At 65.8% G+C, this 15,957-nt stretch carries 15 protein-coding genes and 2 pseudogenes; 11 read left to right on the plus strand and 6 right to left on the minus strand.

Going from position 1 to position 15,957, the window contains the following annotated elements; translation table 11 throughout:
- Positions 1-117 precede the first annotated feature (117 nt).
- Positions 118-507: a cytidine deaminase gene (locus AC3WLY_RS07430; RefSeq protein ID WP_034184949.1), complete on the plus strand. Its 390-nt coding sequence runs from the start codon at positions 118-120 to the stop codon at positions 505-507.
- A 49-nt stretch (positions 508-556) separates the two neighbouring features.
- On the opposite strand, the gene AC3WLY_RS07435 is transcribed toward AC3WLY_RS07430, so the two are convergent.
- The 4 genes from AC3WLY_RS07435 to msrB all read right to left on the minus strand — a co-directional run bounded on the left by AC3WLY_RS07435 (position 557) and on the right by msrB (position 5,182).
- A complete protein-coding gene (locus tag AC3WLY_RS07435) occupies positions 557-1,672 on the minus strand; it encodes a Rieske 2Fe-2S domain-containing protein (protein WP_310133236.1) in 1,116 nt (371 codons plus the stop codon).
- Between the two features lie 221 nt (positions 1,673-1,893).
- Complete coding sequence (gene msrA, locus AC3WLY_RS07440) at positions 1,894-2,637, minus strand: peptide-methionine (S)-S-oxide reductase MsrA (RefSeq protein ID WP_492310825.1); 744 nt, start codon at positions 2,635-2,637, stop codon at positions 1,894-1,896.
- Between the two features lie 86 nt (positions 2,638-2,723).
- The gene (locus AC3WLY_RS07445) at positions 2,724-4,598 is read right to left on the minus strand and encodes a redoxin domain-containing protein (protein WP_310133240.1); all 1,875 of its coding nucleotides are present in this window, start codon (positions 4,596-4,598) and stop codon (positions 2,724-2,726) included.
- Positions 4,599-4,633: 35 nt separating this feature from the next.
- Entirely contained in the window at positions 4,634-5,182 is a 549-nt protein-coding gene (msrB, locus tag AC3WLY_RS07450) for a peptide-methionine (R)-S-oxide reductase MsrB (protein ID WP_310133242.1), read from the minus strand.
- A 191-nt stretch (positions 5,183-5,373) separates the two neighbouring features.
- On the opposite strand from msrB, the pseudogene AC3WLY_RS07455 reads away from it, so the two are divergent.
- Positions 5,374-5,469: pseudogene (locus AC3WLY_RS07455) on the plus strand (DUF1488 family protein); the annotation flags it as partial.
- A gap of 109 nt (positions 5,470-5,578) precedes the next feature.
- Here AC3WLY_RS07455 and AC3WLY_RS07460 read toward each other — a convergent pair.
- Positions 5,579-8,047: an AsmA family protein gene (locus tag AC3WLY_RS07460; RefSeq protein WP_492309687.1), complete on the minus strand. Its 2,469-nt coding sequence runs from the start codon at positions 8,045-8,047 to the stop codon at positions 5,579-5,581.
- A 407-nt stretch (positions 8,048-8,454) separates the two neighbouring features.
- On the opposite strand from AC3WLY_RS07460, the gene AC3WLY_RS07465 reads away from it, so the two are divergent.
- The 9 genes and pseudogenes from AC3WLY_RS07465 to AC3WLY_RS07505 form a co-directional block, all read left to right on the plus strand.
- Positions 8,455-9,015, plus strand: coding sequence for a hypothetical protein (locus AC3WLY_RS07465; RefSeq protein WP_310133330.1), 561 nt, complete (start codon positions 8,455-8,457; stop codon positions 9,013-9,015).
- Between the two features lie 352 nt (positions 9,016-9,367).
- Positions 9,368-9,574: a hypothetical protein gene (locus tag AC3WLY_RS07470; RefSeq protein ID WP_110281430.1), complete on the plus strand. Its 207-nt coding sequence runs from the start codon at positions 9,368-9,370 to the stop codon at positions 9,572-9,574.
- Positions 9,575-9,609: 35 nt separating this feature from the next.
- Positions 9,610-9,792, plus strand: coding sequence for a hypothetical protein (locus tag AC3WLY_RS07475; RefSeq protein WP_072444060.1), 183 nt, complete (start codon positions 9,610-9,612; stop codon positions 9,790-9,792).
- A gap of 560 nt (positions 9,793-10,352) precedes the next feature.
- Entirely contained in the window at positions 10,353-11,252 is a 900-nt protein-coding gene (locus AC3WLY_RS07480; protein ID WP_175964001.1) for a LysR substrate-binding domain-containing protein, read from the plus strand.
- A gap of 163 nt (positions 11,253-11,415) precedes the next feature.
- The gene (locus AC3WLY_RS07485; RefSeq protein ID WP_492309688.1) at positions 11,416-12,165 is read left to right on the plus strand and encodes an SDR family NAD(P)-dependent oxidoreductase; all 750 of its coding nucleotides are present in this window, start codon (positions 11,416-11,418) and stop codon (positions 12,163-12,165) included.
- Between the two features lie 73 nt (positions 12,166-12,238).
- On the plus strand, positions 12,239-13,564 hold the full coding sequence (locus AC3WLY_RS07490; protein WP_492309689.1) for an MFS transporter: 1,326 nt from the start codon (positions 12,239-12,241) through the stop codon (positions 13,562-13,564).
- 40 nt (positions 13,565-13,604) lie between these two features.
- On the plus strand, positions 13,605-14,450 hold the full coding sequence (locus AC3WLY_RS07495; protein WP_111021075.1) for a transketolase: 846 nt from the start codon (positions 13,605-13,607) through the stop codon (positions 14,448-14,450).
- The gene (locus tag AC3WLY_RS07500) at positions 14,447-15,445 is read left to right on the plus strand and encodes a transketolase family protein (protein WP_492309690.1); all 999 of its coding nucleotides are present in this window, start codon (positions 14,447-14,449) and stop codon (positions 15,443-15,445) included. Before AC3WLY_RS07495 ends, AC3WLY_RS07500 begins: the two co-directional genes overlap by 4 nt.
- Before the next feature lie 3 nt (positions 15,446-15,448).
- A pseudogene (locus AC3WLY_RS07505) lies at positions 15,449-15,685 on the plus strand (integrase core domain-containing protein); the annotation flags it as partial.
- A 51-nt stretch (positions 15,686-15,736) separates the two neighbouring features.
- Here AC3WLY_RS07505 and AC3WLY_RS07510 read toward each other — a convergent pair.
- Complete coding sequence (locus AC3WLY_RS07510; RefSeq protein ID WP_256260748.1) at positions 15,737-15,865, minus strand: hypothetical protein; 129 nt, start codon at positions 15,863-15,865, stop codon at positions 15,737-15,739.
- Between the last annotated feature and the right edge of the window lie 92 nt (positions 15,866-15,957).

Genomic DNA, 15,957 nt, shown 5'->3' on the forward strand with positions numbered 1-15,957 from the left:
CCGGCACGGAGGGAGCGTGCGGGCATCGGCGGCCGCTTCACATCACGGGATGTATCGTGCGCGCCGGGATGCGGCTGCGTCGATGCATCCCGGCACACCACCGGAGGCATCATCGAGATGGAACGAGACGAATTGCTCGAACAGGCAAAGGCGGCGCGCGAACGCGCGTATGCGCCGTATTCGCGCTTCAAGGTCGGCGCGGCGCTGCAGGCGCGCGACGGGACGATTTTTCACGGCTGCAACGTCGAGAACGCGTCCTATGGACTGTGCAATTGCGCGGAGCGCACGGCGATGTTTTCGGCCATCGCCGCCGGCTATCGTCCGGGGGACTTCGCGCGGCTCGCGGTCGTCGGCGACACGGACGGCCCGATCGCGCCGTGCGGCGCGTGCCGTCAGGTGATCATCGAGATCGGCATGCCCGACATCGAAGTGATCCTGGGCAACCTGAAAGGCGATGTCGAGGTGACGACGGCGCACGCGTTGCTGCCGGGCGCGTTCCGGTTGTAGCGGAGCGCGCCGCGGCGAGCATGCGCCGTCGTGCGGCGCGCCGCACGTATCACGCGCCGTCGCGTGCTTCGCGGATCGGAATCACGGTGCGGCCGCCGCACTGGCGCAGCAGGTCGCGCAGCTCGACGATGACCGGAAACACCTCGTGGTTCCAGTCGGCGCCCTGGCGATCGTGCGCTTCCTGTTCGCGCTCGACGATCCAGCGGTCCTCGCGGAAGATGCGCTCGGTAAACCAGACGAGCAGCGGCCACGCGAGATCGAGCGCGAACGGGATGCCGGGCTTGTGGATCGACAGCAGTCCGAACGTGCGGTTGGTGCGTTGCTCGGCGTCGAGTGGCACGTAGACGATCCACAGGTCCATCACGAGCGTGCCTTCGCTCGAACGGATCTGCAGCGTCTGGTACGGGTAGCCGGTGCGCACCGTCATCACGCTCTTGTCGGACTGGTCGGCCGGCTTCTTGCTCGCGCCGAACACGAGCGCCTCGCCGACCGGCTGCTTGCCCTCCATCCGCGCGAACGTGTAGTCGACCTCGACCCAGTCGTCGCCGCGGCGCCGGCCCACCGAGCGCGCGCGCATCTGCCCCATCTGCTTGCGATGCAGGAACTGATGGTTCATGTCCATCAGGTTCTCGTGCATGAACGAGTAGTGGCACTTGACCTCGCGGCCGAAGCGGCGGGTCTTGTACGCGGGGTTGTCCGCCGATTCGAGCGCGGGAAACGGCCGCGTGTCGGCGAGCGTCGCGTCGCCGGGGAACACGAAGATCAGCCCGTGCGCTTCGCGGCACGGATACGCGCGCACGCCGTTCGGCAAACGCTCGCGGCCGAGGTAGGGCACGTCGACGCAGCGGCCGCTGTCGCACGCGTAGGTCCAGCCGTGATAGCAGCAGCGCAGCGTTTCGCCGCTCACGACGCCCGCATGCAGCGGCACCTGGCGGTGCGCGCAACGATCTTCGAGCGCGTACACGGCGCCCGATTCGGTGCGCACGAGCACGATCGGATCGCCGGCGAAGCGCACGCCGAGCGTCTTGCCGCGCTTGAGCTCGCGCGACCACGCGAGCGGATACCAGTGATCGGGGTGAATGGGCACGCGGCGCAGGTCGCGCACGAGCGCGCCGGAAGACGATTCTTCGAGGGTGCTGCTGTCAGGCAAAGGCACTGCGAGCATGCGTGACGTCTCCTGGCTGGGCAGAAAGTCCGGGCGCCGCAAGAAACGGCGGGAATCTGAAGAAGTCTACGCGAAGTTGCCCGATGTGGCGGACGCGATGCGGGTTTGCCCCGGCATGACGGCCGGGGTTTCGTTGATGCGGCGCAAACCGGGCCGCAGGCGGTGCGCGCCCGCCCCGGCCGTGCGGCGGGCGGCAACCCGGCCGCGCGGCCGGTTGCCGGTCACGAGCCGGCATCGCGCCACAGCACCGCGTCCGTGCGGTACAGCGCCGGGAAGCGCTGCTTCAGCCCGGCGACCTTCGGCAGGTCGTTGAACGCGATATACGGCGCGTCGGGATGCAGTTCGAGGTAGTTCTGGTGATAGGCCTCGGCCGGATAAAACCCCTTGTATGCCTCGACGCGCGTGACGACGGGCGCCGGAAACACGTGCGCACTGCCGAGCTGCGCGATATACGCGGTCGCGACCGCGCGTTGCTGCGCGTTGGTAGGGAAGATCGCGGACCGGTACTGCGGCCCTTCGTCGGGGCCTTGCCGGTTGAGTTGGGTCGGGTCGTGCGCGACCGAGAAGAACACCTGCAGCAGCCGGCCGTACGTGATCTGCGTCGGGTCGTAGACGATGCGAACCGATTCCGCGTGCCCCGTCAGCCCCGAGCCGACGAGTGCATAGTGCGCGGTTTCGGATGCACCGCCTGCATAGCCGGCCGTGACCTGCTTCACGCCCTTCACGTGCTCGAACACGCCCTGCACGCCCCAGAAGCAGCCGCCGGCGAGCACGGCGGTTTCGTCGTGCGACGCGCCGGGCGTTTCGTCGAGCGTCGGCGCGGGCACGGTGCGCATCGGCTCGGCGGAATTGACGATGCGCTGGAAGCCGAACACGGCGGCGGCCGCGACGGCGATGGCGCCGATGCGGCGCAGCATCGCTGCACGCCGTCGCGGCGCGGAATCGCGGGTGGGTGTCGGGTTCATCGTTTGCTCCTTCGGAATGCGTTGTGGAAGACGGTGCTCGGGTGGCGGCGTTGCCCGCGGGCGGCGCCCGCATGCGGCGCCCGCGTTCAACCGAATGTGAATGCGTACGCATCGACGCCGGGATCGAGAAATTCGATTGCGAACGTGCGGTCGGCGATCGCGCCGGGCTGCCGGACGAGCTGGTACAGGCGCTGCCCGGTGACGGTGCCGTAGCCCTGCGCGTCGACGTCGGCGCCGTGCGCGGCACCCGGCGCCGCGCCGTCGAGCGTCACGCGAAAGCGCACGGGCTGGCCGTTCGCGCCCGGGCCGAGCACGAGGTGCAGGTCGCGTGCATGGAAGCGGTAGACGATCCGGCCGGACGGCGCGGCGAGCGACGCGCGCTCGGCGCCGACCTGCCAGGTGCCGGCGAGGCCCCAGTCGTTGAGACCGGGGCGAGCCGGCGCGTCGTAGCGGTGCGCCGCGTCGCGCACGACGCCGCCCGGCGACGAGAAATCTTCCGCGCGCGCATAGCCGACGTAGGTTTCGGGCGAGCGGACGTCCGCGGCGTCCGCTGCCGCGAGCGCACCCTTCGCGGGCGCACCGGCCAGCCCGAGCGGCACGTTCAGCGCTTCCGGATGGCCGGCTTCGGCGAGCAGCGACTGGATCGCGCGTTCCGACTGCGCGTATTCGCCTTCGCCGAAGTGGTGATGGCGGATGCGCCCTTGCGCGTCGATGAAGTAGTGCGCGGGCCAGTATTCGTTGCCGAACGCGCGCCAGATCGAATAACCGTTGTCGATCGCGACCGGGTAGTCGATGCCGAGGTCGTGCACGGCTTTCTTCACGTTGCCGATGTCGCGCTCGAACGCGAACTCCGGCGCGTGCACGCCGATCACGACGAGCCCGTACGGCGCGTACTTGCGCGCCCACGCGTTGGTGTACGGCAGCGTGCGCAGGCAGTTGATGCACGAATAGGTCCAGAAATCGACGAGCACGACCTTGCCGCGCAGGCCGGCCGCCGTCAGCGGCGGCGAGTTCAGCCATTGCACGGCGCCGTCGAGCGACGGGAGCGTGCCTTCGACGGGCAGCGCGGCCGGCTTCACGTCGGCCGCGCGCATCATCGCGCTGCCGGCCATCGCACTGCCGCCGGCCTGCGCGCCATCGGCAGTCGCGGCCATCATTGCGCCGCCGCTTGCGTTGCCGGACGTGTTGCCGGCAGCGTTGCCCGTGGCGGTCGTCGTTGCGGGCGCACCGTTCGAGCGCCCGCCGAGCCGGTCGACGAGCTTCGTCTCGAGCCCGCCCGTCGTGACGGTCGACAGTTGCGCGAGCGCACCCGTGTCGAGGCCGAGCGCGATCGCGCCGACGCCGGCCAGGAGCGCCGCGCCGATCCCGCGCCGGATCCATTCGCCGGCGCCGAGCGAGCGCTTCATTGCGGCGAACACCTTGCCGCCGATCACGAGCGCGACGGCGAGCGACGTCGCCGCGCCGGCCGCATACGCGACGAGCAGCAGCGTCGTGCCGACGCTTGCGCCGCGCAGCGCGGCGCCGGTCAGCACGAGCCCGAGGATCGGGCCCGCGCACGGCGCCCACAGCAGGCCAGTCGCGACGCCGAGCAGCAGCGACGACGCGGGGCCGGCCGGGCGGCCATCGCGCTGCGCGAGCCCGGTGAGCCGGTTGCCGGCGGCGACGAGCGGGCGCGTCAGGTGTTCCGCGAAGCGCGGCATCAGCAACGTCAGGCCGAACACCGCGAGCAGCACGATGGCGATCCAGCGGCCGGCCTGGTTGGCCTGTGCGACCCAGCCGCCGCCGACGGCGGCGAGCGTCGCGACGACGGCGAACGTGAGCGCCATGCCGGCCAGCAGCGGCAGGCCGGTGCGCACGAACGGCTGGTCGGCGCGCGCGAACACGAACGGCAGCACGGGCAGGATGCACGGGCTCAGGATCGTGAGCACGCCGCCGAGATAGGCAAGGACGATGAGCAGCATGGTGCGTTCTCCAGTCGGTCGGGAACGGGGCCGGATCAGGCGGCGGCCGGGTGGAAGGCGAGCGCGAGCCCGTTCATGCAGTAGCGCAGGCCGGTCGGTGGCGGTCCGTCGTCGAACACGTGGCCGAGATGGCCGCCGCAGCGGCGGCAGTGCACTTCGGTGCGGACCATCCCGAACGACGCGTCGGCGTGGGTGCCGACCGCGTGGTCGAGCGGTTTCCAGAAGCTCGGCCAGCCCGTATGGCTGTCGAACTTGGTGGCCGACGAGAACAGCGCGAGGTCGCAGCCGGCGCACGCGAACGTGCCGGGCCGGTGCTCGTCGTTCAGCGGGCTGCTGAACGGCCGTTCGGTGCCGGCGTCGCGCAGGATGGCGTATTGGGCGGGCGTGAGCCGGCGATGCCATTCGGCGTCGCTGAGCGTGACTTCGAAAGGGGCGGCCATCCGTGGGGCGGCGGGCGGTGGGGCGGCCGGCGGCGCGGCGAATGCGCGGCCGACCAGCGCGCGGCGGCCGGTGGACGACAGCGCCGCGAGCGCGGCGAGGCCGGTGGCGCCGGCGAACAGCAGCAGATGTCTGCGGGTGGGCATGATGGGCTCCTGGAAGCAGGTCCTGAAAACATGCGCCTATCGTAGGCAGCGGCCGGTGTCGAAGTCCTCACGAAAAGTTAAATGAATCGTGATGTTTTCCGGGTAATCCGGCCGGGTCCGCTGAAATCCGTCCAGGCCCCGTCTGACAAGGGTTTGCTGGATATTGGTGGTCGCCAGCTTACACGGCGCCGCAACTGCGCTTCACCGTTGACGTCGACGGTCAACCCGAACCCTGCGCGATCACGGCCGAGGCGCTCGACGATCATTTCGGCGCGCGCTCGGCGCTGTAAGCCGACCTGCGTGACGCGTTCGGGCGCGGTCGGGCCTTACGCTCCTATGCGGCCATTGCTCGACGCGGCGGGCCGACGTCTCCGTCCGAGCTCGAATACCGCGGCCTTACCGGCCAGGAGCGGCGGTTCGGCCCGCGCGCGTCGCTTGCTCGGGTTCGACAGCCGCCGGCGCATGAGCCTGTGAAGCCGGCGGCGTCGCATTCATATACACCGGTGCAGCCTTTTTCTCCTTTCGTACTCCCGGTGGCGGCGCGGTCGGGCGCTGCTCCATGTCGGTCAGCATCTGCTTGCACGGCAGCGGCTGATCGCGGCCCGGCTGGAGCAATGCGAGCAAACTCGCGAGCGGATTCAGCAGGCCCAGCGCCACCGCCGCCCCGCCGCGCGCGATGAGCGCGCCCGGCTTCACGCCCACGTGAGGCTGCTTGAAGGTGCCGGTGACGTACAGCGGCGAGCGCAGCGATATCACCCGGAACCCCTTGGTATGCGGATGAATCGTCAGGTTCATGGTCTCGTCCCGCAGGTTCACGTTACCGTTCATGCCGATCACCGCATCTTCGGTGTCGAGCGCGAATACGCGCGAGTCGAGCACGCCATTGGTGACCACGAAATCGGCCGCCGCGCAGTTGATCTTCACGTCGCGATCGCCGAACAGCTTCTCGTACACCACGTTCGCCACGTTCAACCCGGCCGCTTCCATCAGCACCAGGCTCACGGTGCCGTCCGTGACCAGCGTCTTCACTTCTCCGTTGGACGTGGCGGCGAGCGCCGCCGGCGAGTTGCCGGTGGCCGACAGCGCGGCATCGCCGTTGACTTCGCCGAGCGCCGTCTGCATGACCTCGAACGTCGGGAATAGCCGCTTCAGCTTCAGGTGTCGCGCCTGCAGCGTGAACCGCCCCTTGAGCGGCGTGCCACTGCCGTCCAGATGGATGTTCGACGCCAGCGTGCCGCCCGCGACGCCGAAGTTCAGCGGGTTGAGCGTCAGCACGCCGTCCTGCATGACGACGTGGGTCGTCAGGTCGGTGATCGGCAGGCTCGGGGACTTGATGATGCGCTGCCCGGTGAACCGGACGTCGGCGTCGATCTTCTTCCAGCGCTCCGTGCGGAACGCCTCGACCGGCAGTGCCTTGTTCGCGGGCTGTGCGACCGCGGCGCCGCGGCGCGCCTTGCTGGCATTCGTGTCGGCGCCGATGAGCGGCGCAAGGTCGGCGAACCGCAGCACCTTCGACACCAGCGTGCCCGACAGGAGCGGCCTCGGTTCGCGCGAAACGTACACCAGCGTGCCGGTGAGATCGCTGCCGCCGACACGCCCTGTGAAGTCCTCGTACTTGAAGACATTGCCGGACGCGCGGAATTGCCCGATCAGCCGCCCGTCGGTCGCATAGGGCGGGGTCTCGGGCAGCGTGATGCCGGTGACGTCGTACAGGTGCGCCATGCTGGTGCCCGCGAGCCACAGTCGCAGGTCGACCGCCGCCAGGTGCGCCGGATCGGTCAGCGTGCCGACGAGCGCCAGCTTCGTATCGCCGAAGCGCAAATTGGCCTGGACCGGAAACGGGCGCTGAACGCTTTGCAGCCCCAGCACGTTTCCGAGCTTGCCGGTGCCGGCAACGTGCCCTTTCTTGTAGGTTCCGTCGACGGTCCACCCGATCGTGTAGTCGCCCGTGCTTACGGACGCGGCGGGCGCGGCGCCTGTCGATGCGCCGGACGCTGCGGAGGCCGTCGCGCCCGACGCCGCTGTCGCGGACGTGCTCGACGCAGCCGATGCCGCCGGGGCGATCGCGGTAGTGGATATCGCGGCCGACGCTTGCGACGCCGCGGCCAGCGCTTGCGACGCTGCTGCCGATGCGCGGGATGCCGCTTCGATACCGGACACGGGCGCCGGGGATCGTGCCGCACCGTGGTGTACCTGTGCCGCGAGTTTCTTTTGGCCCTCCTGGCCGACGGCCTGCGCCGATTCGCTGCGCGCCAGCGCCGCCTGCTGCTTCAACGCATCGCCGAACGCAATTGGCTTGCCGAGCGTGTCGATCACACCGCTCAGGTCGAATTGCTTCTGTTGGTCGTAGTAGCGGAGCTTGCCGGTGGCGAACGCGATATCGTGCAGGTCGAGCGTCCACTTGCCCGGATGACCGGCATTCTTGAGCTGGAACGTCCAGTTGACGCGCCCGTCCGCGAGGCGTTCGAGGTCGACGGATGGATTGACGAGGTCGATGGCCGGAATCACGATGCGGCGCGCGAGCAGCGGCAGCGCCTCGACTTCGAAGCTGATCGCGTCGAGCGTGGCGAAATGCTTCGTGCGCGCCCAGTCCGGGTTGGCGATCGTGACATTGCGGGCGCTGAATCGCGGCCACGGCACCCAGGCGCGCCAGCCATGCTCGCTCACGGGCCGATGCCACCCGACACGCAGGTCGCCGTTGATGGCGAACTGCCGTCCGATCGCGTCCGATACCTTGTCATCGACCCAAGGGCGCGCGCGGTTCCAGTCGAACGTCACGATGAAGACGAACAGCGCGGCAATCGTCAGGGCAACGACAACGGCGAGCCACGCGGCCACCTTACTGACGGTATGGCCGTTGCGCATCTTTCACTCCCGGGTTGGGCTGCACCGAAACGATGGCGCAATTCGTGTTCCCGAATGCGCTTCGACCGGCCAGCCGATCTGTTTCAGCGTTGCAACCAGGCAGGCGAGTCGGGGAAATGGCAAGCCCAATGGGATCGGGAAAGTGAACCTTCCGCATCGACCCCGAAGGTTTCGACAAGGGCGAGCGACGTGTGCAGGCGCTTGAGCCGTGCGAAACGTATCGACGATGAAACATTTTCATCCGCTCACGGCGACTTTCCGTGTATTCCGGCGGTTCGTATCGCCCTGCGAATCGAGTGCGTCGCGATGGCATATCGCTTGCTGCTGAGATTGCACCCGCAGACGAGTGATCCGGGAAATAGCGTCCAGGTGCCGATCGTCTTCATGAGGATCAAGAGGAAATCGTAATGAGCATACTTGCGACTTACACGTTCGCATTGCAGCACGGCAGCCATGTAACGTTCCTTATTCCTCAGAACGGCTGCCCATCCGGCGCGGCCCAGTTTTTCCTTGCTGCGCATCTGTCCGATGGTGCTGGATCGCTCGCCGACAGATTTCATCGAGCGAACAGGTCTGCCGAGCTGACTTCACCCGACGCGCATGAGAATTTGTCCTATCGCTACCTGGTCGATCTCGGCGGGCATATCGTCGCGTTTCGGCACGACTCGGAGGGGAACGAGTGGGAGCGGTTTTTCTCGGGACACTACGCGGAATTCATCAATGGGCACGCGCCGCTCAAGGTTCTCGGCGACGGCATGCTGAAGCGCATCAAGTCCTGCACCGGCGGAAATGACGAATGGGTGACGCGTGGGCAGCTTGTCAGGCGTCACGCCGCAGCCGTGGAGACATTGTCGTTGCAACGCGAACGATTTCCGGAGCGGGCGGATGTCATTTCAAGTTATCAAAGCGATGTCGATGCACTGGCCGTTTCTCTCCGGCGATACAGCGAAAGTGAGGATTCTGAATGAATGCGGCAGAATGTTTATTAAAAAATATCGACCTGCATTATCTGACAGCTTCAAAAAATGACAAGTTCAAGTGATTATATGAAATATATTTTGGGATTTATATATTCATACCATTTCACATGCTTGCTTGATTTTGATCAATGATAACGTTTCCGAATCAGGGCATTCACCTACGAGGTGGCGGACCGGAAATAGATGCAGGCGCGTTAGAATGTGCCCACTAAATCGCGCATTGAATCGTCGCAGGAAATGGTGGGGTCGTTACAAACTCTCGCGCACCTTGTTGCGTTGAAAGCGGGAGGCATGCGTTCGCGCATGTATACACAATCCAATTGTCCGATACGAATATTCCATGCAGACCATGCTAAGTCCGCACGAAATTACTACTTTAATGATCGTTTGGGATGCTCCTGATCAGATCGAACTGGATCGCGACGAACTCGTCACGCTCATCGAGCATCGCCTGATCGCCGTTGATCAGCCGGCATCGGGTTGTCGGCGTGTCCAGGTTACCGCAGAGGGCCGCGCTGTCCTGAAAGCGGTCTCGCGAATGCGTTAAGTGATCCGAGTTGGCCGAAAATGACGGAGGCTGCTATGAGCGGAGCATGGGTCGGGTTCGTGGTCGGCGCGTTCGTGCTGGCGTTTGCGGCAATTGCCGCAATGAACCGCTATCGCCGCGAGCATCGTCGCGCGGAACTGCTTAGAAATCTGGACCACCATGAATGGTGGCACTGGACTCATACCTCCACTGCGGGTTCGCGAACCGCGAAAAGATGAACCACGCACATCGCAGGCCAGCCGTCGGGCAGCAGGTCGCGCGCGACACGTTGCAATAACGCGTCGTGCGTGGCCGTCTCTACCAAGTACCCAGTACTTCTTCGGCCACCACAACTGCCTCTACGGGGCGCGTGTTGGCGGGCGCGCCTGATGTTCGTTACTCCGGAGAGGGCGAAGGTGTAGCGCTATGGTATGTAGCAGGGGTCCCTTTGATTCCTGTGCAATGTTCCGGCTGGATCTACCCCGGCTTGGCGGTGCCCCTGACTTCCTGAGATTCCCTTCCGAAAGCGACGTTCCACCAAACGGTCGGCCTCTTCGCGGCCACGACGTCAGGGCATGCGAGCCCACCGTGTTCCATATTTGCCTGAGCGTTTTGATCTCGTCATGCGAAGCGGCGTGGAAGCGCGTTTCGTAGGCAAGGAGGTGGGCGGCAGGAGCCCGGATCGACCGGCGCTCTAGAATTGATGCCTGTGCCGAAGCGCCTTTGCCCGGACAAACCGTTCGACGTTCATGTCGACGCCGGCCAGTCGGGCGAGTAGACCTCCTCAACGGATTCCAACATGCGCATCCCACCACTCAAGGCAATCATCGCGTTCGAAAGCGTGGCCCGGACCAAGAGCGTGAATCGCGCTGCGGACGAACTCGGCCTGACCGCGTCCGCCGTGAGCCACCAGCTCAGCAACCTCGAATCGCTGATCGGTCAGCCGCTGTTCCAGCGATCGGGGCGCGGACTCGTCCTCACGCCGACCGGCGAGCGCTACCTGGCGGACGTCACCGGCTCGCTGGCCGACCTGAGCCGCGCAACCGAGCGTGCGTCGAGCCGCACCGAAGTCGATATCCTGCGCGTGCATTCGAGCCCGAGCTTCGGGTTGATGTGGCTGCTGCCGCGGCTGTCGTCGTTTCAGGAGGCGAACGGGGATATCCAGCTGAACCTCGCGTGCTCTTACGAAAACGTGTCGTTCTCGAACGGCTTCTACGATATCGATGTCCGGCACGGCTACGGCAACTGGGACAACCTCGAGGTCAGGACGGTGCGCGGCGAGTTCATTGCGCCGCTCGCTTCGCCGCAATATCTCGAGCGGCATCCGGTGAAGGCGCCGGAAGAACTGCTCGCGCATCGGCTGATCTATTCCGAAACGCCGTTGGTCCAGTGGAAGCAGTGGTTCGGTCGAGCCGGCGTATCGCTCGCGGCGCAGAAGACCTTCGATTTTTCATTCGACCGGTCATACATGTCGCTCGAAACCGCTGCGCTGGGCCTGGGCATCGCGCTCGAAAGCCTGATGCTTGCGTCGGTGAAGATCCGCGAAGGGCTGCTGGTTCCGGTATTCGACGAGACTCATGCGGTCGAAGTCGGCGCACATCACCTCGTTTACCCGCGGCAGAACGCGGAACTGCCCCGCGTGAAGCGTTTCCTTGCGTGGATCGAGCGGGAGGTCGCGGCTTACGGGCGGCCGGGCTGAGCGCCAGGTCCTCCGGTCCGCACGCGATATTGCGTTGCAGCACCCGCGGCGCGCCGTGCGGCGTCATCTGAAATTTTCTCAACTATGGCTGAGCGTTTCCGCGTTGATGCGGGTGTCCGGTGAGCCGACACTCTGGACACACATCAACAACAGGAGACGACCGATGTTGCTCGACAACAAGACCATCATCGTGACAGGCGCCGCATCGCCGCGCGGTATCGGCAAGGCCACGGCCCGCATACTGGCTGCACACGGCGCACGCGTTGCGATTCTCGACCTTCGCCGCGAAGACGCCGAGGCGGCCGCCGCCGAACTCGGGACGGACCATCTCGGCCTGGCATGCGACGTGACCGACCGCGACGCGTGCGTGGCCGCGGCCCGCGCGACCCTGGAGCGCCATGGTCGCATCGACGGCCTCGTGAACAACGCCGGCGTCACGCAGCCCGTGCGCACGATGGACATTTCCGGGCGCGACTTCGACACGATCGTCGACGTGAACCTGCGCGGCACGCTGTACATGTCGCAAGCGGTGCTGCCGGCGATGAAGGAGCGGCGCGGCGGCAGCATCGTGTGCATGTCGTCGGTGTCCGCGCAACGCGGCGGCGGCATCTTCGGCGGTCCGCACTACAGCGCCGCGAAGGCCGGCGTGCTCGGCCTCGCGAAGGCAATGGCGCGCGAATTCGGCGCCGACCATATCCGCATCAATTCGATCACGCCGGGCCTGATCCAGACCGACATCACCGGCGACAAGCTGACGCCGGACATGCGCGAGGAGATCGTCAAGGGCATTCCGCTCGGCCGCCTCGGCGATGCCGCCGATGTCGCCAACGCATGCCTGTTCCTGCTGAGCGACCTGTCGAGCTACCTGACGGGCATCACGCTCGACGTCAATGGCGGGATGTTGATCCACTGAAACGGCGTCGCGTGAATCGCGGCGCCGCCCATCATGCACCCGGGACAACCCGGGGCCATGGCAGGAGACAAAGATGAGAGCAAAGTACCCCGCACCGCCGGTTTCGGGCGAGATGCTGCAACGGGACGATGCGCAGACGTTCGAAGCGGCCACCTACGCGAAGGTGGCGCGACGGCTGATCCCGTTCCTGATGCTGTGCTATCTGGGCGCCTATCTCGACCGCGTCAACGTCGGGTTCGCGAAACTGCAGATGCTCAACGACCTGCGCTTCAGCGAGACGGTGTACGGCATGGGCGCAGGCATTTTCTTTCTCGGCTACTTTCTGTTCGAAGTGCCGAGCAACCTGATCCTGCATCGCGTCGGTGCGCGCCGCTGGCTCGCCCGCATCATGCTGACGTGGGCAGTCATTTCGGCGAGCTTCGTGTTCGTCAGGTCGCCCACCGCGTTCTATGTGCTGCGGTTTCTGCTCGGCGTCGCCGAAGCGGGTTTTGCACCGGGCGTGATCCTGTACCTCACGTACTGGTTCCCGTCGGCACGCCGCGCGAAGGCACTGTCGCTGTTCTTCATGGCGATTCCGCTGGCGGGGATCATCGGCGGGCCGCTGTCGGGCGCGATCATGCATTCGCTGCACGGCGCGATGTCGATGGCGGGCTGGAAGTGGTTGTTCCTGCTCGAGGCGCTGCCTTCGTTCGTGCTGGGCTTTGCGATCCTGCTGTATCTCGATGACGGCATTACCGGCGCGAAATGGCTGACCGATGCCGAAAAAGCCTTGCTGGCGCGCAACGTGTCGGCCGACGCCGAGCACACTACCGCCCACCTGTCGATTCGTTCGTTCGTCGCCGACCGCCGCCTGTGGCTGATGGCCGCGATCTACTTCTGCGTCGTGCTCGGTCAGTACGGCCTCACGTTCTGGCTGCCCACGATCATTCGCAAGGCCGGGGTTGCCGATCCGCTGTGGGTCGGACTGTTCACCGCGATCCCGTATGCGTGCGCAATCATCGCGCTGCCGCTGATCGGCATGAGCGCGGATCGCCGCCGCGAGCGTCGCTTCCATCTCGCGGTGCCGATGCTGATCGCGGCGGCGGGCTTCGCGACTTTGCCGACGCTCGGCAGCGTCAGCGCGTCGATCGTGTGCCTGAGCATTGCGTCCGCCGGCATCCTCGCGTCGTCGTCGCAGTTCTGGTCGTTGCCGACGGCCCTGCTGGGCGGGATGTCGGCGGCGGCGGGCATCGCCGCGGTCAACTGCTTTGCCAATCTCGCGGGCTTCTTCTCGCCTGCGATCGTCGGCTGGCTGAACGACCTGACCGGCAAGTCCACTGCGGGACTGCTCTTCATCTCCGTCGCGATCACGGTCGGCGCTCTGCTGGTGTTCCTGGTGCCCCGATCCGTCAACCGCTGATTCGATTTGCATTCCTTCCGACACAATACTGGAGCTATCGATGGATACCGAAACCATCCATGAAGCGGTCACGCTCGCCGAGCGCGCGTACCGTATCCGAAGAAACGCCGTGCTGATGGGCGAAGTCCAGGGGCAGGGCTATGTCGGCCAGGCGCTCGACATCGCCGACGTGCTGGCCGTCGCGTATTTCGGCGCGATGCGCTATCGCCCGGACGATCCCGAGTGGGAAGGGCGCGACCGCTTCCTGCTGTCGAACGGCCACTACGCGATCGCGCTGTACGCGGCGCTGTTCGAAGCTGGCATCCTGCCGGCCGAGGAACTCGAAACCTACGGCAGCGACGACAGTCGTCTGCCGATGTCGGGGATGGCGAGCTATACGCCCGGGATGGAAATGTCCGGCGGTTCGCTCGGGCAGGGCCTGACGATCGCGGTCGGTCGTTGCCTGGGCCTCAAGCGCAAGGGCTCGGATGCATTCGTCTATACGCTCTTTTCGGATGGCGAGCTCGACGAAGGTGCGATCTGGGAAGGGCTCATGTCGGCCGCGCACTGGAAGCTCGACAACTTGATCGCGATCGTCGACGTGAACAACCAGCAGGCCGATGGCCCGTCGACGCAAGTCATGGCATTCGAGCCGCTGGTCGACAAGCTCGAAGCATTCGGCTGGTATACGCAACGCGTGGACGGCAATGACATCGACGCGGTAAAGCGCGCGTTCGACAACGCGCGCCGACATGACAAGCCGCAGCCGCGGATCATCGTCTGCGACACGAAGATGGGGCGCGGCGTGCCGTTCCTCGAAGCACGCGAGAAGAGTCATTTCATTCGCGTCGATGCGCACGAGTGGAAGCTCGCGCTCGACGCACTCGAAGCAGGGAGACACGCATGAGCACCGTCGACAACAAGCCGCGCCTGAAGACTTCCGCGATGATCGCGTCCATCGCGGCAGAAGGGCAGACTACGCGTCCCGCGCCGTTCGGCCATGCGCTCGCGAAGCTCGCGCGGACGAGCAGCAATGTGATCGGAATGACCGCCGATCTCGGAAAGTACACCGACCTGCATATCTTCGCGAAGGAATTTCCGGAGCGTTACTACCAGATGGGCATGGCCGAGCAGTTGCTGATGGGTGCGGCCGCCGGGTTCGCGCACGAAGGGGCGCAGCCGTTCGTCACGACCTATGCGGTATTCGCCACGCGCCGTGCATACGACTTCATTCATCAGGCGATTGCCGAGGACAATCTCGATGTGAAGCTGGTGTGCGCGTTGCCGGGGCTGACGACCGGCTACGGGCCGAGCCACCAGGCCGCCGAAGATCTGGCGCTGATGCGTGCGATGCCGAACATGACGGTGATCGACCCGTGCGACGCGCTGGATATCGAGCAGATGGTGCCGGCCATTGCTGCGCACAAGGGGCCGGTATACGTACGCCTGCTGCGTGGAAACGTGCCGGCCGTGCTCGATGAATACGATTACCGTTTCGAACTCGGCAAGGCCAAGCTGCTGCGCGACGGCAACGACGTGCTGTTGATCTCGTCCGGGATCATGACGATGCGCGCGCTCGAGGTTGCGAAGGCACTCGAAGCCGATCGCGTCGATGTGGCCGTGCTGCACGTGCCGACGATCAAGCCGCTCGATACGGCAACCATCGTTCGCGAGGCGGCGCGCAAGGGACGCATGGTGATCGTCGCCGAGAACCATACGGCGATCGGCGGGCTCGGCGAAGCGGTGGCGACTGCGTTGATCGGGGCCGGCGTTGCCGTACCGTTCCGCCAGATCGCGCTGCCGGATGCGTACCTCGCCGCGGGCGCGTTGCCGACGTTGCACGAGCGCTACGGAATCTCGACCGGCGCGATGCAGGCGAACATCAAGTCGTGGCTCGCGTAGCAGCTGAAGCCACTGACGCCGCCGGTGTGCAGCCCGCAGAGCAACGGCATGGCTGAGCGCTTCGTGAAGACGATGAAGCGCGACTGTGTGGCCCTCATGCTGAAACCGGATGCAGCGACGGCCGTGCGGAATCTCGCCATTGCGTTCGAGCATTACAACGAGAAGCATCGCCGTAGCGCACTGAAGTATCGCTCGCCACGCGAGTTTCGACGCGCGGTGGATGCATCGGCCGTAGCGTGAGGCGGTGTCCGGGACTACGGGGGCAACTCCGGTGCGCCGGAACCGCTTCCGTCACAACAGGCAGACCCGACGCAGCTTGACCGTTCTCAGATAGACGGATTTATCGAGCCACGGCACGAACACATACTCGTCGTATGCGTCGCAGCCGATCAGAATCCAGTGGGACAGAACGTTGGACATGATGGTCTCCTTGATTGCGCTCGTTTCGATGTGCAGGGTGCCGACGCGTCGCGATCGTCATCCGTCGTGCTCACACACCGTATACCCGGCGA

Source organism: Burkholderia sp. FW306-1C-G01B (genome assembly GCF_058781685.1).